At 53.0% G+C, this 21,927-nt stretch carries 24 protein-coding genes; 19 read left to right on the forward strand and 5 right to left on the reverse strand.

What is annotated here, in order from left to right:
- Positions 1–3: 3 nt before the first annotated feature.
- Positions 4–510, reverse strand: coding sequence for a peptide deformylase (gene def / locus E0F26_RS02800; protein ID WP_279242528.1), 507 nt, complete (start codon positions 508–510; stop codon positions 4–6).
- Between the two features lie 188 nt (positions 511–698).
- Here def and E0F26_RS02805 point away from each other — a divergent pair, with 188 nt between their 5' ends.
- From E0F26_RS02805 to aroE, 5 genes are all read left to right on the forward strand, one after another.
- On the forward strand, positions 699–1,814 hold the full coding sequence (locus E0F26_RS02805) for a LysM peptidoglycan-binding domain-containing protein (protein ID WP_279242529.1): 1,116 nt from the start codon (positions 699–701) through the stop codon (positions 1,812–1,814).
- An 18-nt stretch (positions 1,815–1,832) separates the two neighbouring features.
- Complete coding sequence (gene dprA / locus E0F26_RS02810) at positions 1,833–3,056, forward strand: DNA-processing protein DprA (protein ID WP_279242530.1); 1,224 nt, start codon at positions 1,833–1,835, stop codon at positions 3,054–3,056.
- A 223-nt stretch (positions 3,057–3,279) separates the two neighbouring features.
- The gene (locus E0F26_RS02815) at positions 3,280–3,831 is read left to right on the forward strand and encodes an L-threonylcarbamoyladenylate synthase (protein ID WP_279242531.1); all 552 of its coding nucleotides are present in this window, start codon (positions 3,280–3,282) and stop codon (positions 3,829–3,831) included.
- Positions 3,832–3,861: 30 nt separating this feature from the next.
- The gene (hemF, locus tag E0F26_RS02820; RefSeq protein ID WP_279242532.1) at positions 3,862–4,761 is read left to right on the forward strand and encodes an oxygen-dependent coproporphyrinogen oxidase; all 900 of its coding nucleotides are present in this window, start codon (positions 3,862–3,864) and stop codon (positions 4,759–4,761) included.
- A 56-nt stretch (positions 4,762–4,817) separates the two neighbouring features.
- Positions 4,818–5,636 (forward strand): shikimate dehydrogenase, encoded by an 819-nt coding sequence (aroE, locus tag E0F26_RS02825; RefSeq protein ID WP_279242533.1) that lies wholly within the window; start codon positions 4,818–4,820, stop codon positions 5,634–5,636.
- Here the strand turns inward: aroE and E0F26_RS02830 are convergent.
- Positions 5,633–6,199, reverse strand: a complete 567-nt coding sequence (locus tag E0F26_RS02830) for a gamma carbonic anhydrase family protein (protein ID WP_279242534.1) — start codon at positions 6,197–6,199, stop codon at positions 5,633–5,635. The genes aroE and E0F26_RS02830 overlap by 4 nt on opposite strands.
- A 114-nt stretch (positions 6,200–6,313) precedes the next feature.
- On the opposite strand from E0F26_RS02830, the gene E0F26_RS02835 reads away from it, so the two are divergent.
- The 5 genes from E0F26_RS02835 to E0F26_RS02855 all read left to right on the forward strand — a co-directional run bounded on the left by E0F26_RS02835 (position 6,314) and on the right by E0F26_RS02855 (position 11,041).
- Complete coding sequence (locus E0F26_RS02835) at positions 6,314–6,577, forward strand: YheV family putative metal-binding protein (protein WP_279242535.1); 264 nt, start codon at positions 6,314–6,316, stop codon at positions 6,575–6,577.
- 147 nt (positions 6,578–6,724) lie between these two features.
- Positions 6,725–7,858, forward strand: coding sequence for a cytochrome c oxidase subunit II (gene coxB, locus E0F26_RS02840; RefSeq protein ID WP_279242536.1), 1,134 nt, complete (start codon positions 6,725–6,727; stop codon positions 7,856–7,858).
- Positions 7,859–7,873: 15 nt separating this feature from the next.
- A complete protein-coding gene (gene ctaD / locus E0F26_RS02845) occupies positions 7,874–9,451 on the forward strand; it encodes a cytochrome c oxidase subunit I (RefSeq protein ID WP_279242537.1) in 1,578 nt (525 codons plus the stop codon).
- Between the two features lie 9 nt (positions 9,452–9,460).
- Positions 9,461–10,018 (forward strand): cytochrome c oxidase assembly protein, encoded by a 558-nt coding sequence (locus tag E0F26_RS02850; RefSeq protein ID WP_279242538.1) that lies wholly within the window; start codon positions 9,461–9,463, stop codon positions 10,016–10,018.
- Between the two features lie 42 nt (positions 10,019–10,060).
- Complete coding sequence (locus E0F26_RS02855) at positions 10,061–11,041, forward strand: cytochrome c oxidase subunit 3 (RefSeq protein WP_279242539.1); 981 nt, start codon at positions 10,061–10,063, stop codon at positions 11,039–11,041.
- Positions 11,042–11,088: 47 nt separating this feature from the next.
- On the opposite strand, the gene E0F26_RS02860 is transcribed toward E0F26_RS02855, so the two are convergent.
- Positions 11,089–11,328, reverse strand: a complete 240-nt coding sequence (locus E0F26_RS02860) for a DUF2909 domain-containing protein (RefSeq protein ID WP_279242540.1) — start codon at positions 11,326–11,328, stop codon at positions 11,089–11,091.
- Positions 11,329–11,417: 89 nt separating this feature from the next.
- Between E0F26_RS02860 and E0F26_RS02865 the strand changes: the two genes are divergently transcribed.
- Genes E0F26_RS02865 through polA form a run of 5 tightly spaced genes read left to right on the forward strand, consistent with a single transcriptional unit; the run spans position 11,418 to position 17,118 of the window.
- Complete coding sequence (locus E0F26_RS02865; protein WP_279242541.1) at positions 11,418–12,170, forward strand: SURF1 family protein; 753 nt, start codon at positions 11,418–11,420, stop codon at positions 12,168–12,170.
- Positions 12,171–12,190: 20 nt separating this feature from the next.
- Complete coding sequence (locus tag E0F26_RS02870) at positions 12,191–12,847, forward strand: hypothetical protein (protein WP_279242542.1); 657 nt, start codon at positions 12,191–12,193, stop codon at positions 12,845–12,847.
- A 2-nt stretch (positions 12,848–12,849) separates the two neighbouring features.
- A complete protein-coding gene (gene cyoE, locus E0F26_RS02875) occupies positions 12,850–13,737 on the forward strand; it encodes a heme o synthase (RefSeq protein ID WP_279242543.1) in 888 nt (295 codons plus the stop codon).
- Positions 13,734–14,393 carry an SCO family protein gene (locus tag E0F26_RS02880; RefSeq protein WP_279242544.1) on the forward strand — a complete coding sequence of 220 codons (660 nt, stop codon included), beginning with the start codon at positions 13,734–13,736 and terminating at the stop codon, positions 14,391–14,393. Before cyoE ends, E0F26_RS02880 begins: the two co-directional genes overlap by 4 nt.
- Complete coding sequence (gene polA / locus E0F26_RS02885) at positions 14,386–17,118, forward strand: DNA polymerase I (RefSeq protein WP_279242545.1); 2,733 nt, start codon at positions 14,386–14,388, stop codon at positions 17,116–17,118. The genes E0F26_RS02880 and polA overlap by 8 nt, the downstream gene beginning before the upstream one ends.
- 10 nt (positions 17,119–17,128) lie before the next feature.
- Here the strand turns inward: polA and yihA are convergent, their stop codons facing one another.
- Positions 17,129–17,848: a ribosome biogenesis GTP-binding protein YihA/YsxC gene (gene yihA / locus E0F26_RS02890; protein WP_420887700.1), complete on the reverse strand. Its 720-nt coding sequence runs from the start codon at positions 17,846–17,848 to the stop codon at positions 17,129–17,131.
- Between the two features lie 65 nt (positions 17,849–17,913).
- Here yihA and E0F26_RS02895 point away from each other — a divergent pair, with 65 nt between their 5' ends.
- Genes E0F26_RS02895 through E0F26_RS02905 form a run of 3 tightly spaced genes read left to right on the forward strand, consistent with a single transcriptional unit; the run spans position 17,914 to position 19,571 of the window.
- Positions 17,914–18,222 carry a c-type cytochrome gene (locus tag E0F26_RS02895; RefSeq protein ID WP_279242546.1) on the forward strand — a complete coding sequence of 103 codons (309 nt, stop codon included), beginning with the start codon at positions 17,914–17,916 and terminating at the stop codon, positions 18,220–18,222.
- A gap of 21 nt (positions 18,223–18,243) precedes the next feature.
- Entirely contained in the window at positions 18,244–18,879 is a 636-nt protein-coding gene (locus E0F26_RS02900) for a c-type cytochrome (protein ID WP_279242547.1), read from the forward strand.
- 29 nt (positions 18,880–18,908) lie between these two features.
- On the forward strand, positions 18,909–19,571 hold the full coding sequence (locus E0F26_RS02905; RefSeq protein ID WP_279242548.1) for a thiol:disulfide interchange protein DsbA/DsbL: 663 nt from the start codon (positions 18,909–18,911) through the stop codon (positions 19,569–19,571).
- 18 nt (positions 19,572–19,589) lie between these two features.
- Here the strand turns inward: E0F26_RS02905 and E0F26_RS02910 are convergent, their stop codons facing one another.
- Positions 19,590–20,066, reverse strand: coding sequence for an Lrp/AsnC family transcriptional regulator (locus E0F26_RS02910; protein WP_279243186.1), 477 nt, complete (start codon positions 20,064–20,066; stop codon positions 19,590–19,592).
- Between the two features lie 150 nt (positions 20,067–20,216).
- Here E0F26_RS02910 and leuA point away from each other — a divergent pair, with 150 nt between their 5' ends.
- On the forward strand, positions 20,217–21,902 hold the full coding sequence (gene leuA, locus E0F26_RS02915) for a 2-isopropylmalate synthase (RefSeq protein ID WP_279242549.1): 1,686 nt from the start codon (positions 20,217–20,219) through the stop codon (positions 21,900–21,902).
- The last annotated feature ends 25 nt before the right edge of the window (positions 21,903–21,927 follow it).

Genomic DNA, 21,927 nt, shown 5'->3' on the forward strand with positions numbered 1-21,927 from the left:
GGTTTACGCTCTGCGCCGCTGTTCTTTTTCTAAGCGTTGACGGATCCTTTGCCGCTTAAGCGGGCTGAGGTAATCCACAAATAATGTGCCCTGCAGATGATCCATTTCGTGTTGAAGGCATACAGCGAGCAGGCCGGTTACCGTTTCATCGATGGCAGTGCCATCGCGGTCTAAGGCGGTCACGCGTATCGCTTTCGGACGCTCAACGGACTCACTAAAGCCGGGTACGGACAGGCACCCCTCTTCAAATCCGTCGAGTGCTTCGTCGATTACTTCGACGCTTGGATTGATGAAGACACGGGGCGTAGAGCGATCACTCGATAGGTCGATCACGATTACCTGTTCGTGCACGTCTATTTGCGAGGCGGCCAAGCCAATTCCGTTGGCGTCGTACATGGTCTCGAACATGTCGTCGACAAGCGTTTGAATCCGTTGGTCTACCGTTTCCACCTGCGCAGCTTTCGTGCGCAATCGCGGATCAGGGAATTCAAGAATTTTTCTAATGGCCATTTTGTGATCTTAAACGCAGTTGTGAATGGAATAGCAGAGTTTTGCACTGAATCGCGCTTGTTTTGCGTGCAGGCTCAGCGCAGACTGCCATTATACCGGTAAGCGGGGATACGCCAATTTTCTTTCATTAGCCTCACCTCAGCTGAATGCGAAAGGACAAAGAAATAGGGACAGATCGGAGAGCTGATATGGTTAAACACCCTCTTTTTAGGGAGACAAAGTTAGTCTGGCAGTGTAATTCAGCGCGCTTGTTCCAGCGTCTCGCCATGACCCTAGCGATGGTCTTATCCTTGGCTGCTCAAGCTCAATCAGAACTTCCCAGACTTGCCGATGGCGCTCCAGACACCTACGTCGTCGAGCGCGGTGACACACTGTGGGATATCTCAGCGCTGTTTTTAAATGAGCCGTGGCGCTGGCCTGAGCTGTGGAGCGTGAACCCGGATGTCAGGGACCCGAACCTTATTTACCCGGGAGACACGCTCTACCTTAGATGGAAGGACGGTAAGCCCGGTGTGTACCTCTCATCAAGCGATCGTAATATTGGAACGTCTGATGTCGTGAGACTCAGTCCAAAATTGCGAAGCGAACCCCTTGCTGCCGCCATACCAGCGCTTCCGAGAGAGGCAATAGACCCCTTCATTGCGCGTCACCGGTTCATCACACAGTTTGACCTCGAGGCGATGCCAAGAATCATTAGTGGGTACAGGGGTCGTTTGATATCGGGAATGGGTGACCGCGTTTACGCTGTTGGCGCGTTTACAGGTGAGCAGCGCCAGTTTGATGTAGTCCGCCCGGCAAGGGAAATAAGCCATCCTGAGACAGGTGAGACGCTGGGTACGTTACTCTCCTCTGTCGGCAGGGTGGTTCTGTCGAAAAGAGCATTGGCGGACGACGAAGCTAATCAGTTCGATGTATTGGCATCGAGCGAGGAGCTGCGTGTTGGTGACGTCTTGCTTCCGGTCGAAGACAGACAACTCGTTGCGCAATTTTTACCGAAAGTTCCCACTGTCGATCTAGACCCCGGCTTCATGTTGCCTCTAGACGTTGGCGCGAAGCAAATAGGTGCGCTCGATGTCGTTGCGACAACCTATGGTGAGGTCGACGATGTGGATGTTGGCACCCTACTCTCTATCACCAAGGTCGGCGAGCCGGTCACAGACAGCATCAGCGGTAAGCGATATACGGTGCCTTCAGAAAATGCGGGTACGATGATGTTGTTTGCCGTCTACGATCGGGCGAGCTTTGGCTTGGTGCTCAGTGCAAACCAGCCATTATCGGTAGAAGATCGGCTCGTTAAGCCATAAAACAATGCGGCTGCATGGATGCAGCTGAAGAAAGCTCAAGGAAGAGTGATGCCGGTAATGCTGACTTGCGAGGGTGTGATGCCCGAGCGCTGGATAGGGTACGCAAAGTACATAAACCACCTTACGAGCTCCAAGGCTGAGCTCATGAGGCGATGGCCGAATCCCGAGTCTGTGTTGCAGGCCGTCGGGAGTCCCGAGCTGGAGCCTTGGCGACAAAGCATCAAGGATGCCCGTGAAGCCTACGGAATTTCACTTCCGAAAAATGCCTGGCTGGTGACCCTAACTGCACCACATTACCCCCCTCTTCTTAGCGAGTGTAGCGACGCGCCAGCGTGTTTGTTTGGCCTAGGTGACTTCGGCTGTTTCGATGCGCCTGCTATCGCAATCGTTGGGAGCAGAAGGCCTTCATTGGATGGGTTGCGACTGGCTGAAACGTTTGCCTACGAGCTTGCCAGAGCGGGCTTTGTAATCGTAAGTGGGCTTGCTCAGGGCATCGACACCGCGGCTCATAAAGGGGCGCTTTCAGCCGGTGGTAGAACAATAGCAGTGATGGCTACCGGCATTGACAGCATTTACCCCGCAATAAATCGAGGCTTAAGCGCCGACATTGCCAATGCCGGCGCGTTGGTGACGGAGTTTCTTCCGGGCAGCGCACCCAAACGACATCATTTTCGGCGTCGCAATCGAACGATTTCGGGTATGTCTATTGCAACCGTAGTGATCGAGGCGGGCGTACCGAGTGGGACCTTGATAACGGCAACCGCAGCGGCCGAGCAAGGGCGTGACGTTTATGCATTACCTTGGTCAATTAACCACGACCAGGGCGAGGGGTGTTTAAAGTTATTGCTCGAGGGAGCCGCACTCGCCACCTGCCCGCAGGATGTTATAGAAGGAAGTTGCTGGTCCAAACCAATATCAGTCGATACAGATGCTGGGAGCTACGACGACTCTCGCAACGAGAGACACCAAGAGGCTGGCGGTGACGTCAGTCAAATTGCCCCTCACCCGGAGACTCACTACGGCTCCAGGTGCGCGCGCGGTGACGATGATTTTCCTCACGGCTCGCAAGTGTTAAACGATGAACAACAGCATCTTTTAGAGATTCTGGGTGATGGTCGCCACTGTGTTGAGTCGCTTGCTGTCGCTATGGATGCAGATATCCGAAGCGTTCAACGCCTACTCATCTCATTGGAGCTCGCTGGCGCGCTGAGGCGACATCGCGATAGTTATTGCAAACGGTGAGCGTGCGAGTGCGATAATATGGGCAAGAGGGCGCGGGTTGAGCGGGCGTTTTTGAGGTGCGAGGGCCGCCAGAAGAAGGGGCCGCCTCAAAAGCACTCCTGCAATATTCGATCCGACGCCTGGATAAGTGTCTTATAGGCACTGGGCGTGAGTACGAGTTGTGCCCTATCAGGGGTGCTCGGTTAGACCGGAAGGCAAAGAGCCAAGAAAAAGGAATTGTCGGATGACTTCCCAAGTTCGCATTAGGCGTGCCGCCGCGTATGTCCAATCGGGTGGCGTTGTTGCCTGCCCCGCAGAGGCCGTTTGGGGCTTATCTTGCGATCCGTGGAGTCTAGCTGCCGTAGAGCAACTCTGCGATATGAAGCAGCGCCCCATTTCGAAAGGCGTCATTGTAGCCAGCGGTGACGTCGCTGACTTTGCACCGCTGCTGGATGGGTTGACCCTGGACCAACGCCAGGCCGTTTTAGATTCGTGGCCTGGCCCTGTTACCTGGCTGGTGCCGCACAGAAACTTTTTCCCTTCTTGGGTGACGGGAGAGAGCACTGACGTGGCAATACGTGTAACCTCTGCACCTGCGCTGTCCAAGTTATGTCGCGAATTGGGCGGCCCGGTCGTCACAACTAGCGCCAATTACGCTGGAGCTCAACCAGCCAAGCATCTTTTTCAGGTGCTGCGATACTTCGGTTCGCGCACTGTGACAGTGCCCGGCGCGGTAAACTTAACAGGCCGCCCATCGACGATTAAAAGTGCGACGACCGGCGAAGTGATGCGTTAAGCGTCAAATAAAATAAGAGAAGGAAGCCGTATGGATTTGCCAGCTGTTGAGCAGTATCTCAAAGGCCTACAGGCATCAATTTGTCAGGAAATGAGTGCCATCGATGGATCGGCCGAGTTCGCTACAGAATCTTGGGAGCGCCCCGAAGGTGGCGGCGGTATTAGCCGCGTACTGGCAGACGGTGACGTCTTTGAAAAGGGCGGTGTTAATTTTTCGTACGTTGAAGGCAGCCAAATGCCGGGTAGTGCGACGCAGCACCGCCCCGAATTGGCTGGCCGAAGCTTCAAGGCAATGGGTGTCTCGCTGGTCATGCACCCACGAAACCCTTACGTGCCGACATCCCATGCGAACGTGCGGTGCTTTGTCGCTGAAAAGCCGGGCCATGAGCCAGTGTGGTGGATGGGGGGTGGATTTGATCTCACGCCCTATTACGGACGAGATGAAGACGTTATTCACTGGCACCAGACGGCTAAAGACGCCTGTGATCCCTTTGGTGAAGACGTATACCCACGCTATAAAAAATGGTGTGACGAGTACTTTTTTTTGCCGCATAGGGGTGAGCCTCGCGGTGTGGGCGGACTGTTTTACGATGACTTAAACGAGTGGGGCTTCGAAAAGACGTTTGGGTTTATGCGCTCAGTGGGTGACGCCTTTTCAAAAGCGTATGTCCCCATCGTTATGAGCAACAAGGATCGCAATTATTCAGAGCGTGAGCGGCAGTGGCAGCTTTATCGCCGGGGTCGGTATGTCGAGTTCAACCTTGTCTTTGACCGGGGCACGCTATTTGGTTTGCAATCAAATGGCCGGACCGAAGCTATCTTAATGTCCATGCCGCCGCTCGTTCGTTGGGAGTATGGGCTCACTCCTGAGCCTGGCACGCCCGAGGAAACGCTGCTTGAATACTATTTAAAGCCCAAAGACTGGGTGTGAGATAGTGTCACGTTGACGGTTAACAAAGCACCGGTTTCTTATATTAGGAGTTTGTGATGAGGCGTTTTGCCGTACTGGGCAACCCAATCGCTCACAGCAAATCGCCTGAGATCCACCACGCGTTCGCCGCGAGTTGCGGTCACGATATCGACTACGAGCGCGTTCTGGTTGAGTCGGGCGATTTCGTCGCTGTCGTGCGACAATTTTTTGCAGCTGGCGGTATTGGTCTTAATGTGACCGCGCCCTTCAAAGGGGAGGCTTTTGAGATTGCCACGGTCCGATCGGACGCCGCGACGGATGCGAAAGCCGTGAATACATTGTGGTGTGACGCCCAAGGACAAATTTGTGCTCATACGACGGATGGCAGTGGTTTATTGCAAGACCTAGAGCAGAATCTTGGCTGGACGGTTGAGGCAAAAAACATTTTGCTTTTAGGGGCCGGTGGTGCGATGCGCGGCATCATGGGCCCCCTTTGCGAACGAAGCCCCTCGGTTATTCACATTGCGAACCGCACTGAGGCCCGGGCGTCCGAGCTTGCGGCTTTGTTCAGCGATCGCGTTTGCGTCGGCGCGAGCGCCCTTCATGATATTCCAGACAGGCCGTGGGATCTGATTATCAACGGCTTGAGCAGCGGGTGGGACGGCAGCTTCCCTGACCTTTCACTCAGCGTGCTGAGCCCCTCTGCGGCGGCCTATGACTTGATTTACAGCGACAGTGAAACCCCTTTTATGGCGTGGGCTCGAGCAAAAGGCTTAACTCGAATTAGTGACGGGCTCGGAATGCTGGTAGAGCAAGCGGCGGACAGTTACGCGATTTGGCAAGGCATACGACCCGAAACGGCGCGCGTCTTTGATCTATTAAGGCCCGGTCGCTAAAGGCTGGCCTCCGCTAAGAATTTGTCCTTTAACTTCACATAGTTGTTAGCCGAGTAAGGTAAAAAGGCTCTTTCGCGGTCGGAAATTTCACGCATTGGTCTGGCTGGAGAGCCTGCGTACAGCCATCCAGTTTTTAATGTCTTCCCAGGGGTTACGAGGCTTCCCGCACCGATCATGACCTCGTCTTCAACGACCACACCATCCATCACTACCGAGCCGATACCGACTAAGACGCGATCACCGATCGTGCAGCCGTGCAAGACAACGTTGTGTCCCACTGTCACGTCACTGCCGATCGTCAAGGGGTACCCTGCCCCATTGAAATCGCTCGCATGGGTAATGTGCAGAATGGAGCCGTCTTGGATATTGGTTCGACTGCCAATACGAATACGGTGCATATCGGCTCGAATTGCGCACTGCGGCCAGACGCTGACATCGTCGCCCATAACGAGGTCACCCAATACCACAGCGGATGGGTCGATCATGACCCGGTCGCCCAATTTGGGTGTGTGTCCCTGGTATGACCTAATATTGTCGGGCCCGTTGTAGTTCGTGTTTACCATTTAAACGTTCCTGTCAGCGTTACGCTGGTAACATTGGCACAGAGAGACGGACACATTCAAATTTTGATGAGCCGCTGTGGTTTCATCGAGCTGCTCAAAGAGGGCTAACCCCGCATGACAAACGATGCTACTCCTCAAGCACCAAGGCGACCTCGTTTTATAGCGGGTGCGGTTTGTCCAAGCTGCAAAGCGGTGGATCGTATCGTTGTAGATCTTGAAACGGATGAGCGGTCATGTGTCGACTGCGGCTTTTCCGAAAAGCGTCCGCAGGCCTCTGCCCAAGAGCCGGCAACGCGGGTGACCCGTGGAAGCGCCAGATTGGTCGAAACGACGGCCGAGCCGGTGCGACTTATGACACCAGAGCCTCCCAAAGACTAAATTGTTGTTAACAAATGCACGGTATTTGTCTAACTAACGTGTTTCGGCTGTGAATCCAATCTGACTTCGCTATAATCGCGCCGCTAAAAAGGCGTGGTCCAACCATAGGGGGCGGGACCAGCACAACGCTGTTATGGGGAAGAAAAGATGCTTAACGCACGCGCACTAGCCGCGGCGGCGCTCCTGCCGCTATCCGCGAATGCACAAAACCAAATCAACATGTCGACTGGCGTATCTGATGCAGGCGCAGTTATAACCGAACTCGGTGCAGAAATTTTTGGCCTTCACATGCTGATCTTTTGGATCTGTGTGGTGATTGGTATTGGCGTATTTGGCGTCATGCTGTATTCGATTTACGCGCACCGGAAATCAAAGGGTGTGGAGCCCGCTCAGTTCCATGAGCACACAGGCGTCGAGATCGCGTGGACCGTCGTACCATTCGCCATCTTGATCCTAATGGCCGTTCCAGCGACCTCAACACTTCTTGAAGTCTACGACAACGACGATGCTGAAATGAGCATTCTCATTACGGGCTATCAGTGGAAGTGGCGTTACGAGTATTTGGATGCAGACGGCGAAAACGTCGCGTTCTTCTCAAACCTTGCGACGTCGCAAGAGGAAATCTACAACACCGATGATAAGGGTGAGAACTACCTGCTCGAAGTTGACGAGCCGCTTGTTATTCCCGTCGATACGAAGGTGCGTTTCCTGATCACGGCAAACGATGTCATTCACTCATGGTGGGTGCCAGAGATTGCGGTAAAGCGCGACGCCATTCCCGGCTTCATTAATGAAGCGTGGACTCGTGTCCTTCAAGAGGGTGTTTATCGCGGTCAATGCACGGAATTATGCGGTGCGTATCACGGATTTATGCCCGTTGTTGTGCATGCGGTCAGTCGCGACGAGTTCGATGGTTGGATGGCGGCAAAGCAAGGCGCTGCAGCCGCGGATGCTGCGTTGGCTGCACAAGAGCTGTCTTTTGACGAGCTCTATGCGCGAGGCGAGGACGTTTACAACGCAAGTTGCCTCGCTTGTCACGGTGCCAAAGGTGAAGGCGGCTTGGGGAATGCTATTGCGGGCAGCACCATCGCAACGGGCGGTCTCGATGCGCACCTGAGCGTTATCGTTAACGGTGTTGCGGGTAGCGCTATGCAAGCATTTGGTGCGCAGTTGTCTGAAGTCGATGTGGCCGCTGTCACAACGTACCAGCGAAATGCGTTTGGAAATAATACTGGGGATGTGGTTCAGGCGTCTGACGTCGTGAGCTACAAAGAAGGATAATTGGGGGAAATACAAATGGGCGATCATCACCACGGTCCAGCTAAAGGCCTCTCTCGCTGGCTGTACACAACTAATCACAAAGACATTGGAACGATGTACCTATGGTTCTCGTTCGCAATGTTCCTCCTTGGCGGCGCGTTCGCTATGGTCATTCGCGCAGAGCTCTTCCAGCCAGGCATGCAGCTCGTTGAGCCCGCATTCTTCAACCAGATGACAACGCTCCACGGACTGGTGATGGTATTTGGTGCCATCATGCCGTCGTTCGTCGGTCTTGCTAACTGGCTGATCCCCATGATGATTGGGGCGCCGGATATGGCGCTGCCTCGAATGAACAACTGGAGTTTCTGGATTCTGCCGCCAGCGTTCTTGATGCTTGCGTCTACGCTTCTTATGGAAGGCGGCGCTCCCGCGTTCGGTTGGACGTTCTACGCGCCACTATCAACTACCTACGCGCCACCCTCGGTGACGTTCTTCATCTTTGCGATCCACATTTTGGGTGTTTCATCCATTATGGGTTCAATCAACATCATCGCCACCGTAATGAACATGCGCGCGCCCGGCATGACGTACATGAAGATGCCTTTGTTCGTTTGGACATGGCTGATCACGGCGTTCTTGTTGGTTGCCGTTATGCCCGTTCTGGCGGGTGCGGTGACCATGATGCTCATGGATATCCACTTTGGTACGAGCTTCTTCTCTGCCGCAGGTGGTGGTGACCCCGTTTTGTTCCAGCATATTTTTTGGTTCTTTGGGCACCCTGAGGTTTACATCATTATCCTCCCCGCTTTCGGCGTGATCTCTCAGATCATTCCCGCATTCTCACGAAAGCCCCTGTTTGGCTACGCGTCGATGGTTTATGCGACGGCGGCGATCGCGTTCTTGTCGTTCATCGTTTGGGCGCACCACATGTATACCGTGGGCATGCCTGTAGCCGGTGAGCTCTTCTTTATGTACGCCACGATGCTCATTGCTGTTCCCACAGGTGTGAAGGTGTTCAACTGGGTAACCACCATGTGGCGCGGTGCCATGACGTTTGAAACGCCCATGCTGTTCTCAATCGGCTTCTTGGTGTTGTTTACCATTGGCGGCTTTACCGGGCTTATGCTTTCAATTGCTCCGGCTGACTTCCAGTACCACGACACGTACTTTGTAGTCGCGCACTTCCACTATGTCATGGTGGCAGGAGCGGTATTCTCTATGACCGCTGCGATCTACTTCTGGTTACCAAAGTGGACCGGCCGTATGTACAACGAGACCATGGGTAAGGTGCACTTCTGGGTATCGTTCATTGGGTTTAACGTGACGTTCTTCCCGCAGCACTTTGTCGGTCTGGCGGGTATGCCACGACGAATTCCCGACTACGCACTGCAGTTTGCTGACTTCAACATGATGTCATCGATCGGTGCCTTTATTTACGGTGCGTCGCAGCTGTTGTTCCTTTACAACGTGATTGCCGCGATCGTAGCGGGTAAGCGTGTCTCCGATGAGAAAGTTTGGGATGGTGCTGAAGGCCTTGAGTGGACACTGCCCTCACCACCGCCGTACCACACTTTCGAGACACCACCGAAAATTGAAGAGCAGCCTGCTCACTAAGGTTAGGGCGTGCGACTCAGCCAAGACCCAACGACAGACACGGTAGCCAAACTCGGCGCCGTGGCTGTTGCCATGTTCGCTTTTGTATTTGTGGTGATGGTGCCGCTGTACAACGTGTTATGCGACGCTTTGGGTATTAACGGCAAAACCTCGTCAGAAGCTTACACAGCGGTTGTCGCGCAGGTAGATGAGTCGCGCTCCATTAAAGTGCAATTCGTGGCGACGAATAACGATGGCATGCCCTGGGCGTTCTCGCCTGACGTAACCGAAATGGTTGTGCATCCTGGTGCCGCCAACGATACGGTATTTTTTGCGGCAAACCCAACGGCGCAATCGATGATCGCGCAGGCCATTCCCAGTGTTTCGCCATCGCGAGCCGCTGAATATTTTCACAAGACCGAGTGCTTTTGTTTCGAGCAGCAGCCTTTGGATGGCAACAGCGAGGCTGAAATGCCTTTGCAGTTTATTGTCGACCAAGACCTACCGGCTGATATCAGAACGATCACACTGTCTTACACATTGTTCGATGTGACAGCGCTAATGCGCGACAACGTCGCTTCGAGATAAACTAAAGGGGGCCCCGGGGGATGGGGTATAACGGAGAAAAACATGTCTAGCGCCCAACCAACAACAGAGTACGAAAAGTACTACGTACCTGAGAGTTCTAGCCTTGCGGTTAGAGCAACCATCGGCCTTGTGTTGACCGTCTTTGGTGGAGGTCTTGTCTTAAATGAGATGACTTTCGGTGGAACACACGACACCGGTGGTACAGCAAAGTACGTCTTGTTCGCGGGTCTTGCGATGTTCATCGCAACGCTCACTTACTGGTTCCGCACAGCGATTACGGAAAACAAAGCGGGCATGAATAGCGCCCAGCTTAGCCAAAGTTACGTGCTGGGCATGTTCTGGTTCATTTTCTCAGAGGTGATGTTCTTCGCGGCCTTCTTCGGCACGTTACTTTATGTTCGCTGGCTTGCCGGCCCTTGGCTTGCAGGTGAAGGTGAAGGCGGTCGAATGAACTTCTTGTTGTGGGAAGGTTTTGAGTACACGTGGCCACCGGTTGCTACACCTCAGGAGGTGGTGGGTGGTGCGCTTAGTCAACCTATCGCCAACAACGGTGAGTTTGTGTCTCAAGAGACATCGATGTCATTTGCAGATGCACACCACTGGTATGCATGGTTGCCACTGTGGAATACCATTATTCTGCTTACTTCCAGTGTGACCTGCGAATTTGCGCACCGCGGCTTGTCGGCGGGCAATATCAAGAAGTTTGAAGCATGGCTTGCTGTCACGGTTGGCTTAGCAATCATCTTCTTGTTTTTGCAGGCAGCAGAATACTACGAGGCCTATGAGCTCTTCGGTCTGACGCTCAACTCGGGTATTTACGGTTCAACCTTCTTCATGCTGACGGGCTTCCACGGCTTCCACGTCGCGATGGGTATGACCATGTTGTTGATTCAGCTTATTCGCTCTGTTCGTAACAAGCACATGACACCAACAGACCACTTTGGTTTTTCCGCGTCTAGCTGGTACTGGCACTTTGTCGATGTGGTTTGGGTATTCCTCTTTATCTTCGTTTACATTATCTGAAGTCAAAGTGGCGAATTGGAAAGGGGCGGGTTTATCCCGCCTTTTTTTTACTCTGTAGATTCAGCTGAGGGGCGGTTATCCCAAGGGCTTTGGTGGCCCAATTGACCAGTTGCGACGCCGTACACAATAAGCGCCATGAGTGTGCCGGCAATGCTGACGCGGACACGAAGCGAGTTTACGAGTCGCGTTTTCTTTACATCACCCCGGTCGATCATCAAGTAATAGAGACCGAACCCCAAGGTAACGACCAAGGCGATCATGAGTAAGACAATCAATCCTTTAAGCATGCAAAATCCTTACACTAGGCGCCGGTCTCTACCTCAGTGTGAGGTGAAACGTATGCGCCAAAATGAGCGTGGAGTGTAACCAAACCAAGATGAACTTGCGCGTCGAACTTGACTGGCGAACAACATTAGCCACGGTTTTATTGTTTCCCACCTTAGTCAGCCTGGGTTTCTGGCAGCTCGAGCGTGGTGACGAGAAGGCGGGGTTGATTACGCGTTTGGAAGAGCGCCGGCTTGAGCCGCCTATGTCATTACCCGCGGCGTTGCGATTGCCAACGGATGATCTTGCAGACCGCCAAGTTACGTTTACGGGCAGTTTTAACGCCCAGGACTTTGTTCTACTTGATAATCGACTACGAGATGGTCGTTTTGGCTACGAAGTTGTTGCCTTTGTGTCAGCCGATGCGTTGGTAGTGCCCCTCAATCTTGGCTGGATCGAAGGTGATCGATCTAGGATGACAACGCCGTCGCCCGAATTGCCCGACGGTGAGCACACCGTGCGCGGACGGATTTATCAACCCGCAGGCGATGCCTTTCTATTGGGTGAGAATAAGTTTCCTGAGGGTCGTCCCGCCATTGTGCAGCAGCTCACGCTTTCCAGTTGGGCTGAGCCGATGCGCGCAGCGTTTGAGCGTCCGGTTTTTCCCTATGAAATACGCCTCCTGCCGGCTGAGCCGACGGCTTTTAGAGCAGAATGGGCCGTAGTTAATCAAACACCTGCGAAACATCGGGGTTATGCCGTGCAATGGTTTACTATGGCACTGGCTCTGGGATTGGCCTTTATTTTTCGAAGCAGCAACCTCGCAGCGTGGCTGCGCCATCGACTCGTGAGTAACGGCTCCTAGGCCGTATTGGGGGATATAACGTGACCGAAACTAGCAACCAAAGCGGAGGGCGCGCCATTTTATTGCTCATCGCGGGCCTACCTGTGACGATGATTTTGGCGTCAACCTGGCTTTGGTACTTCGTAGAGCGAGGCGATGTCGACATTATCGGTGCGCTGGGTACAGCCAACAGCGGTGAGTTGTTAGCGGAGCCGATTAATATTCGCGCGCTCGAATTTGAGGCGACCGATGGTTCAACCGTAGGCTTATCCAGCATCGAGCCTAAGTGGACGATGTTGTTGGTTAATGACGGCGCCACCTGTGATACCGCTTGCAATGAATTGCTTTACATTACTCGCCAAATTCGCATCGCTATTGGGCGCGACTATCAGCGTACGCAACGCCTACTTATTGTTGATACCCCAATCGATCTGATTCAATCCAACGATGATGGCGGTGATACTGAGGGCCGAAGTGGTGACATGACGCCCTTGATGCCACAACTCAAACGCGACCATGTCGATCTCAATGTATGGCGCCGCGAAGATCAGGCCGTGCTTCCCGAGGGTCAGTCAGAGCCAAGCGCTTGGTACCTTGTTGATCCATCGGGTTGGGTCATGATGCGCTACACCGCCGACGTCAATTACAAAGATGTCATTGGCGATATTAAGTTCTTATTAAAGAACTCGGGGGGTTGATCATGAGCGATACATTGATGGCTCGATGGCCAGACTTTTTAGAACTCACAAAGCCCCGTGTCGTGGCGCTCATGCTGATTACAGCCTTAATTGGAATGTGCATGGCAGTGCCCGGATTTGTTCCCTGGGAGCCGCTCATCTTGGGCAATATAGGTATCGGCTTGTGTGCGGGAGCGGCCGCTGCGATTAACCACGTTGTTGATGAGCGTATCGATCAAAAGATGTCTCGGACCACCAACCGCCCGGTTGCTACAGGCCGGGTTAGTCAAACCGAGGCTCTGGTATTTGCCGCACTCTTGGCGCTTTTGGGCGCAGCCTTGTTGGCTTGGACTATTAATGTATTAACCGCCATTCTCACGGTTGCAAGTTTGGTTGGCTATGCGTTTATCTACACCATGTTTTTAAAGCGCGCTACACCCCAGAACATTGTTATTGGCGGCCTCGCCGGTGCGGCGCCGCCCCTTCTGGGCTGGACTGCTGTGACGGGTGAGGTTCACGCGCACGGCTTGCTGCTCGTCTTGATTATTTTTGCTTGGACCCCACCACACTTTTGGGCGCTTGCGATACACCGAAAGGAAGAGTACGCGGCTGTGGGCATCCCCATGCTGCCTGTGACTCATGGTAATCGGTTCACCGCTTTGCACATTCTCCTCTATACGATTTTAATGTTTTTAATCACGCTGCTGCCTTACGCGACGCTCTTAAGTGGTTGGATCTACTTGGTATCGGCCGTGGTTCTGGGCGTGATTTTTCTCTATTGGTCAATCGAGATTCTGCGTGAGAAGAACCCCAAAGCGCCGATGGAAACATTTAAATACTCCATCAACTATTTACTGCTCTTATTCGTAGCCATGCTGGCAGATCACTGGATTTTAGGAGCCCCTGCGTGACCTTTACTCAGCGCCAGCGCGTGGGTTTAACCGTTGCCGCGATTCTTTTAGGAATCGCAGTGATCGTCGCCGGATTTGTTCATCGTATTCAGCAACCAAGGATCATGACCGTATCTGAGATGCGGGCGAATGGTTTATTCCTCTTTGATACACCAAGGGATCCCGGTGAGTTTGCACTTACTAACCATTTCGGTGAGCCCTTTACTGCCACGAGTCTTGAAGGTGATTGGACGTTGCTCTTTTTCGGCTTCACCTACTGTCCGGACGTGTGTCCTACAACGATGTCCTTTCTCGCCGAGGTAAAAGATAATCTAGTCGGTACTGAAGCGGCGAGTACAAGAGTCGTAATGGTCTCTGTTGATCCGGCACGTGATAGCGTTGATCAACTCGCGCAATACGTACCGTATTTCCATCCGGAATTTCTGGGTGTGACGGGTGACTTCCCCAATATCTTGAGCTTCGCGCGTCGCTTTAATGCGCCTTTTCGCAAAGTGACCTCTGAAGACGGCGATTACCAGATAGACCATAGCGCTAATGTTGTACTCATAAACCCGAAAGGTGATTTCCACGGGTTTTTCCGAGCGCCACTGGATTTGGCCAAGGTCAAAGTGACCTTACGCTCTGCACAATATTATTGGAGTCAGCAATATGACTGATGCCTCTCGTCTTATTTTGGTCGATGGCTCTTCTTATTTATTTCGAGCCTTTCACGCGCTACCACCCCTGACGAACAGTAAAGGAATGAATACTGGCGCTGCCAAAGGCGTCATCGGTATGTTGAAGCGGTTACAAGCCGATAATCCTGCCGATCAACTCGTCGTGATTTTCGATGCCAAAGGTCCCACATTCAGAAACGACATTTATTCTGAGTACAAAGCAAATCGGCCGCCCATGCCAGAAGAGCTGCGCGAGCAAATTGAACCCATTCATAATGTGATCCGCGCCATGGGCCTTCCGCTGATATCGATCTCTGGCGTCGAGGCAGACGATGTTATTGGCACGCTTTCTGTTATGGCTGCAGCGCAGCGGCGACATGTGCTTATCTCCACCGGCGACAAGGACATGGCGCAGTTAGTGAATGACTACGTCACACTCGTCAATACGATGACGCAAACGGTGCTTGACCGTGACGGCGTAATTGAAAAGTTTGGTGTTCCTCCCGAGCTGATCATCGATTTACTAGCGCTCATGGGAGACTCGGTCGATAACATTCCCGGTGTGGCGGGTGTTGGTGAAAAGACCGCCTTGGCACTGCTCCAAAACCTGGGTGGTGTTTCCGATATTTATACGAACTTGGACCGCGTACCGGAACTACCTGTGCGGGGCGCAAAATCGCTGGGCGATAAGCTTTTGGTGAGCCAAGAGATGGCCGAGCTCTCCTACGTACTGGCAACCATAAAGACCGATTGTGATCTCGAGTTAACCGATGCGGATCTCATATCATCAGCGCAGGATAGTGAGCGGCTTATTGAGCTTTATCGCGATCTGGAGTTTAAGGCTTGGCTGGATGAGCTGCTCAGTCCGGGCCTTTTTGCAGAGGCGGCGCCTGAGGCTGTAGCGGTGAGCAAGCCCGAGCTGACGACGGTGACCATTACTCAGCAAAGCGTCTTGGACGAGTGGATTTCAAGGCTTAAAGACGCGCCACTGTTTGCATTTGACACTGAAACCACCAGCCTTAATTACATGCAGGCTGAGATTGTGGGCGTGTCATTCGCTGTGGAGCCGGGGGAAGCCGCTTATGTACCCTTAGCTCACATTAACCCTGGCCTTGAGGGACAGCTCAATCGCGAGCAAGTGCTGGAGCAGCTGCGTCCATTGCTTGAGTCCGACGCGATCAAAAAGGTGGGACAGCACCTGAAGTATGATGCGAACGTCCTTGCCAACCACGGTATTTCACTTCGCGGGATCGCACACGACACCATGCTTGAGTCCTATGTGCTCGATGCAGTGGGTAGCCGTCATGACATGGGGAGTTTGGCCCTTAAATACTTAGGTCAGCGGGTTATCTCTTTTGAAGAAGTTGCGGGTAAGGGTGCCAAGCAGATTACGTTTGATCATGTCCCCATCGAGCAGGCGGCGGAGTACGCGGCCGAAGATGCGGACGTGACATTGCGTTTACACGAAGCATTGATGCCGAGACTGGAGGCGGAGCCCAAATTACGTGAGGTATACGAGGATCTCGAGCTGCCCTTGGTGCCTGTCCTCTCGAAAATTGAGCGCAACGGAGCTTATGTCTCTGTCGATCGTTTACGCAAGCAAAGCGGTGAAATTGCCACGCGGCTGGCTGAGTTGGAAACAAAGGCTTGCGAGCTTGCGGGGCAGCCTTTCAATTTAGCGTCACCGAAACAGCTGGGTGAAATACTCTTTGAAAAGCTCGAGCTGCCCGTCATAAAGAAGACGCCAAAAGGAGCGCCATCGACCGCAGAGGAAGTGTTGGTTGAATTGGCTAACGATTATGAGTTGCCGGCCGTATTGATCGAGCACCGTGGGCTCGCCAAACTCAAGTCTACCTACACCGACAAGCTACCGGAGATGGTGGATGCGGCGACGGGTCGCGTTCACACGTCCTACCACCAAGCCGTGACGGCGACGGGTCGGCTGTCATCGAGCGATCCTAATCTGCAGAATATTCCGGTTAGGACGGAGGAAGGGCGGCGTATTCGTCAGGCCTTTATTGCGCCAATGGGCCGCAAGATTGTCGCGGCCGATTACTCTCAAATTGAACTGAGAATCATGGCGCACCTCTCCAGCGATGCAGGGCTGCTCCATGCGTTTGCTCATGAGCTCGATGTTCACAGTGCCACCGCGGCCGAAGTCTTTGATGTTGCTCTTGAGGCCGTGAATAACGATCAAAGACGCAAGGCCAAAGCCATTAACTTTGGTTTGATCTATGGCATGTCGGCGTTCGGGCTGGCCAAACAAATTGGGGTTTCTCGTTCAGAAGCGCAGCAATACATCGATCGATATTTTGCGCGTTATCCCGGTGTTGCAGACTATATGGATGCGACGCGCGCCCTCGCTCATGAGCAAGGTTATGTTGAAACCCTTTTGGGTCGGCGTCTGTACCTACCCGAAATTAACGCGAGAAATAAGCAGCGCCAATTGGCGGCGGAGCGGACGGCAATTAATGCGCCGATGCAAGGTACGGCGGCCGATATCATCAAGTTAGCCATGATCGAGGTGGATCGTTGGCTCACAGACTCAGCCCTTGATGCGAAGATGATCATGCAGGTACACGATGAATTGGTGTTTGAAGTTGCCGATGAAGCGTGCGACGCGTTGTGCGCTGAAGTCACAGCGCGCATGGCAAATGTCATCGAACTCAAGGTGCCATTACTTACCGAGGTGGGTGTGGGCGCTAACTGGGATGAGGCTCACTGACCCGCGCGCTTTACTCGTCTTGAGTATCTTCAATTGGCGCGACATTCTCATCGGGTAGCGTGAGCCACCAGTTGAGCGTCCGCTGAAGCTCGTCCATTCCCTCGTGTGAATGTGACGAAAAGAGCTGTACCGAAATCCAGCGCTCATGCTTCTGTAGCTCCTTCTGTACGGCGAACAGCGCGCTTTTTGCTGGGCCGCGTTTTAGCTTGTCGCTTTTGGTTAGCAATATATGCACGGGCATTTCGCTTTTGACCGCCCACTCGATCATTTGTCGATCGTAATCCTTGAGCGGGTGGCGAATATCCATAAGCAGGATCAGCCCCTTAAGGCTCTGTCGCAATTGCAGGTAGCGCTCAAGCTGCTTATTCCACTCCTGCTTTACTTTAAGTGGAACTTTGGCAAACCCGTAACCCGGTAGGTCCACAAGGCGAATCTGATCGGCAACCGTAAAAAAATTGATGAGCTGTGTTCTGCCCGGTGTGCGCGAGGTTCTTGCTAACTTTGTGTTACCCGTTAGCGCATTGATGGCACTGGACTTACCTGCGTTACTTCTGCCAGCAAAAGCCACCTCGCAACCGAAGTCGGCCGGTGCGTTACTCAAGGCACTTGCAGATTGTAAAAATTCAGTGACTTTAAAATTAAGCTTTTGAGACTTATTGGGCGTATTAATGACAGTAATCCACGTAAAGTTTGGCGTTTTCGGCTCAGTGACTATAATGCCGTGCCAGATGACGTGGGTATAGCCACAAAATCACAGGTTTAAACGGTCTTCGCGCCGGTAGGAAGGGTGAAATCATGAAAGCAAACATCGTAAAATTCGTATGGGTGGTTGGCGCCACAGCGCTGACGGCAGCATCGGTCCAGGCGGCAGAGCAGCCTCCACAGTACGCCGCATCATGTGGCGCTTGTCACGCAGTCGCTGTTGCAGGCGCGCCAAAGACGGGCGATGCCGCGCAGTGGGAGCCACGTTTGGCGAAGGGCATGGAGGCGCTAGTGTCTTCGGTGAAGAACGGCTTGGGCATCATGCCTCCCGGCGGTCTCTGCAATGGCTGTAGCGATGATGACTACAAAGCCCTGATTACATATATGTCTACGCCGCAGTAAACGCGGAACAAGGAGTTAAGGATGATCTTTAATCGTGCGATCGCGGCAATGGCCTTCGTAATGTTTGCCAACGTCGCTATGGCTGAAGGTGTTTTAAAAGGCGATGCAGCCGCAGGTGAAGCGTTGTCGGCTTCCTGCGCCGCGTGCCACGGCACCGACGGTAACAGCCTCGCCCCAACATTCCCAAAGCTTGCAGGCTTGGGTGAACGTTATCTGCTCAAGCAGATGAAGGACATCCGCGACGGACGTCGTCCTGTCGCGCTCATGGCGGGTCAGGTCGACAATATGACTGATCAGCAGCTCGCAGATCTCGCTGCGTTTTACGATTCACATGAGCGAACCTCGGGTACAACGGACCCCGATCTCGTAAAGCTGGGCCGAAAAATTTACTTAGCCGGCGTTGCTGAGCGAAAGGTTGCAGCCTGTTCAGGTTGTCACAGCCCTTCTGGCAAAGGGAATGGCCCTGGCGGTTACCCTGGTCTTGCGGGTCAGCATGCTGACTATGTTGCGCAGCAGCTTGAAATGTTCAGACTCGGTTACGAAGACGAAAGTGGCCGAACAAACGGCGGTGACAGCATGATTATGCGCACCATCGCTTTTGGCTTAAGTGACCTTGAGATCAAAGCTGTCGCAAGTTATGTTTCGGGTCTGCAATAAGACCCAATAACATATCGGGGGATATGAGTATGTTGCGCCTTTTACGTTCGGTTACTGTCATTGCTGTGGCACTGTTTTCAGTGACTGTGGTATCCCAAGAACAATATCAGGAAGGCGTCCACTACGAGCTGATTGAACCCACTGTTCATACTGGTATTAGCGACAAAGTTGTTATTTCAGAGTTCTTCTCTTACGGATGTGGGCACTGCTTTAACTTCGAACCATTACTGGAGTCATTTGAGACGCGGTTACCTGAAGGTGTTGTGGTGCAGCGTATCCCTGTGATCTGGAATAACAACGCGGGTATGAAGCTACTGGCTAAAGCCTACTTTGCCGCACAGATTCTCGACGTGTTGGATCCGGTACACGGCGCCATGTTTACGGCGATTCATAGGCAGCGCAAGCGTATTGCAACACCTGAAGCCGTCCGGGCTGTCTTTGTCGACAGCGGTGTCGATGCCAAAAAGTTTGAGCGTGCCTTTAACTCCTTCGGTACCGACAGCATGGTCCGCCAAGCGGCCGCGCGCACAGAAGGTGCCCGCATAAACGGCACGCCCTCGTTGATGGTGAATGGCAAATATCGAATCGATACGCGTCAAGCTGGTGGCCAACCAAATATGCTTAAGATAGCGGCCTTTTTGGCGGATAAAGAGCGAGCGCGTATGAGCACAGCGGCGGGTGCGGCGGAATAGTCGTTCGCCGGCGCGCGCTTAAGTTAGCGGAATCTCCGTCCGGCTGATTACCTTTCTCAACACGAAACTTGAGTGGACCCCCGTAACGCCGGGTATCCGTGTCAGCTTGCCTAGCAAGACGGCTTCAAAATGCTTCATGTCTTTTACAACCACCCGTATTAAGTAGTCGGCACTCTGCCCCGTCACGACCGAGCAATCCACAACCTCGTCATACCTCGCAATTTCAGCCTCGAAATTTTCGAACCGATCCGGTGTGTGGCGATCCATTGAGATACTCACGTGGGCCGTCAAGTCGTAACCCAGTTTTTCGGCGTTGAGCACAGCAACCTGTCGCTCGATAAAGCCGTCAGTAATCAGCCGCTTTACCCGGCGGGCGCAAGGTGTGGGGGAGAGCCCCACGCGCTCAGCAAGCTCGAGATTGCTCAGGCTGGCGTCTCGTTGTAGTTGAGCGAGCAGCTTCAAGTCAACTCGGTCTAAATTGTTTGTGTCATCCATAAATTGAAAATTAGCGATATTCACTCTAAAAATCTACTTTAGTCGTATAAATCGCTAAATAAGCACGTATTTACCGATAATTTAAAATATTTCACTCAGGGTGTGAGCGTATAATTCAGCGTGTTTTGCGTGAATGAACGAGATAATGCTATGAGTAGTAAAGATTTTGGTGTGTTCGATCACCGGAAGTACCCGGTTTATCAGCCGCTAAAGAAATCAGACCGCCGATGGCCTGACCAGGTCCTCTCAAAGGCACCCCAGTGGTGCAGTGTCGACTTGCGCGATGGTAACCAAGCGCTCATTGAGCCCATGACTTCAGACAAGAAGTTGCGGCTATGGGAGCTGTTAGTAGATCTCGGATTCAAACAGATTGAAGTGGGCTTCCCGTCGGCCTCCTCGCATGATTATGACTTTTTGAGAAAGCTGATCGAAGAGGATCGCATTCCGGGTGATGTGACGGTACAGGTACTCACTCAGGCGAGAGAGGAACTGATTACACGCACCTTCGAGGCACTCAAGGGCTGCCGCAGTGCCGTTCTCCATTTCTATAACAGTACTTCAACCGTTCAGCGCGACTACGTATTTGGGCTCGATCGTGCTGGTATTACCGAGATTGCTGTGAAGGGCGCTGAGCTTGTGAAAGCGGCAGCAGCCCAGTATCCAGAGACCCAGTGGGTATTTGAGTACAGCCCGGAGAGTTTTACTGGCACGGAGATGGATTTTGCGGTCGATGTATGCAATGCCGTTATCGACGTTATTAAACCGTCGCCGGACAATAAAATGATCATCAATTTGCCGGCGACGGTGGAGGTGAGCACGCCGAACGTCTATGCCGATCAGATCGAGTGGTTCTGTGACAATGTGAACCACCGTGAATCGTTGCTTGTCTCATTGCACACGCACAACGATCGCGGTGGCGCTGTGGCGGCGAGCGAGCTAGGCCTTTTGGCGGGTGCTGATCGTATTGAGGGCACATTGCTGGGGAATGGTGAGCGCACCGGTAATATGGACATCGTGACCATGGCAATGAACCTCTATAGCCAAGGCATCGATCCCATGCTCGATTTTTCGCAAATGGATGAAATGATTGCTGTGTGTAAAGAGTGCACGCAATTACCCCTGCATCCTCGACACCCTTATGCCGGTGAACTGGTGTTTACGGCCTTTTCAGGCAGTCATCAGGACGCCATCAATAAGTGTCTCGCACGGCGCGATGATGAGAGTCTGTGGGAGGTCGCTTACTTGCCAATCGACCCGGCGGATATTGGCCGCAGTTACCAAGAAGTAATTCGCATTAATAGCCAGTCTGGGAAAGGTGGTGTGGCCTATGTCCTGAACCGAGACCATGGACTCGATTTACCTCGCTGGCTGCAGGTCGACTTTAGCGCCTCAGTTCAGGCACTTGCTGAGCAATCCGAGGCTGAGGTGCAGTCCGACGATATTTATGGCCTTTTCTTAAGTACTTATAAATTAGACGAACCTGCGCTCACCGTGGGAAAGTATCAGCTGTCGCGCGATGACAGTGTTGATAAGCTGAATGTTCAAATTGAGGGACTTAAGGGCTCCCCAACTTTATCGGGGAATGGGGCCGGTGTGGTAGGTGCGTTCACAGATGCGATATCCCAACACACCGGGCATAAAATCATTGTTGTTGAATACAGTGAGCACACCTTGGGTTCAGACGGGGATGCGGAAGCCATTTGCTATGTGCAGCTCGCGATTGACAGTACACGCGTGTGCGGTGTGGGCCGAAGCACCGATATCGTGCAAGCAACAATGTCCGCTATTTTATCCGGGTTGCACCGGTATACCGGCGACTGGATGCGCGCAGCATAATCTCGCGGAAGTAATCCGCCCAGTT

This window comes from Candidatus Paraluminiphilus aquimaris (assembly GCF_026230195.1).
In the GTDB taxonomy this organism is placed as follows: Bacteria; Pseudomonadota; Gammaproteobacteria; order Pseudomonadales; family Halieaceae; genus Luminiphilus; species Luminiphilus aquimaris.

What these genes read in the sequence shown, in the direction of transcription:
- def (WP_279242528.1), bottom strand. Translation starts at nt 510, where the DNA reads ATGGCCATTAGAAAAATTCTTGAATTCCCTGATCCGCGATTGCGCACG.
- E0F26_RS02805 (WP_279242529.1), top strand. Translation starts at nt 699, where the DNA reads ATGGTTAAACACCCTCTTTTTAGGGAGACAAAGTTAGTCTGGCAGTGT.
- dprA (WP_279242530.1), top strand. Translation starts at nt 1,833, where the DNA reads ATGCAGCTGAAGAAAGCTCAAGGAAGAGTGATGCCGGTAATGCTGACT.
- E0F26_RS02815 (WP_279242531.1), top strand. Translation starts at nt 3,280, where the DNA reads ATGACTTCCCAAGTTCGCATTAGGCGTGCCGCCGCGTATGTCCAATCG.
- hemF (WP_279242532.1), top strand. Translation starts at nt 3,862, where the DNA reads ATGGATTTGCCAGCTGTTGAGCAGTATCTCAAAGGCCTACAGGCATCA.
- aroE (WP_279242533.1), top strand. Translation starts at nt 4,818, where the DNA reads ATGAGGCGTTTTGCCGTACTGGGCAACCCAATCGCTCACAGCAAATCG.
- E0F26_RS02830 (WP_279242534.1), bottom strand. Translation starts at nt 6,199, where the DNA reads ATGGTAAACACGAACTACAACGGGCCCGACAATATTAGGTCATACCAG.
- E0F26_RS02835 (WP_279242535.1), top strand. Translation starts at nt 6,314, where the DNA reads ATGACAAACGATGCTACTCCTCAAGCACCAAGGCGACCTCGTTTTATA.
- coxB (WP_279242536.1), top strand. Translation starts at nt 6,725, where the DNA reads ATGCTTAACGCACGCGCACTAGCCGCGGCGGCGCTCCTGCCGCTATCC.
- ctaD (WP_279242537.1), top strand. Translation starts at nt 7,874, where the DNA reads ATGGGCGATCATCACCACGGTCCAGCTAAAGGCCTCTCTCGCTGGCTG.
- E0F26_RS02855 (WP_279242539.1), top strand. Translation starts at nt 10,061, where the DNA reads ATGTCTAGCGCCCAACCAACAACAGAGTACGAAAAGTACTACGTACCT.
- E0F26_RS02860 (WP_279242540.1), bottom strand. Translation starts at nt 11,328, where the DNA reads ATGCTTAAAGGATTGATTGTCTTACTCATGATCGCCTTGGTCGTTACC.
- E0F26_RS02865 (WP_279242541.1), top strand. Translation starts at nt 11,418, where the DNA reads ATGAACTTGCGCGTCGAACTTGACTGGCGAACAACATTAGCCACGGTT.
- cyoE (WP_279242543.1), top strand. Translation starts at nt 12,850, where the DNA reads ATGAGCGATACATTGATGGCTCGATGGCCAGACTTTTTAGAACTCACA.
- polA (WP_279242545.1), top strand. Translation starts at nt 14,386, where the DNA reads ATGACTGATGCCTCTCGTCTTATTTTGGTCGATGGCTCTTCTTATTTA.
- E0F26_RS02895 (WP_279242546.1), top strand. Translation starts at nt 17,914, where the DNA reads ATGAAAGCAAACATCGTAAAATTCGTATGGGTGGTTGGCGCCACAGCG.
- E0F26_RS02900 (WP_279242547.1), top strand. Translation starts at nt 18,244, where the DNA reads ATGATCTTTAATCGTGCGATCGCGGCAATGGCCTTCGTAATGTTTGCC.
- E0F26_RS02905 (WP_279242548.1), top strand. Translation starts at nt 18,909, where the DNA reads ATGTTGCGCCTTTTACGTTCGGTTACTGTCATTGCTGTGGCACTGTTT.
- E0F26_RS02910 (WP_279243186.1), bottom strand. Translation starts at nt 20,066, where the DNA reads ATGGATGACACAAACAATTTAGACCGAGTTGACTTGAAGCTGCTCGCT.
- leuA (WP_279242549.1), top strand. Translation starts at nt 20,217, where the DNA reads ATGAGTAGTAAAGATTTTGGTGTGTTCGATCACCGGAAGTACCCGGTT.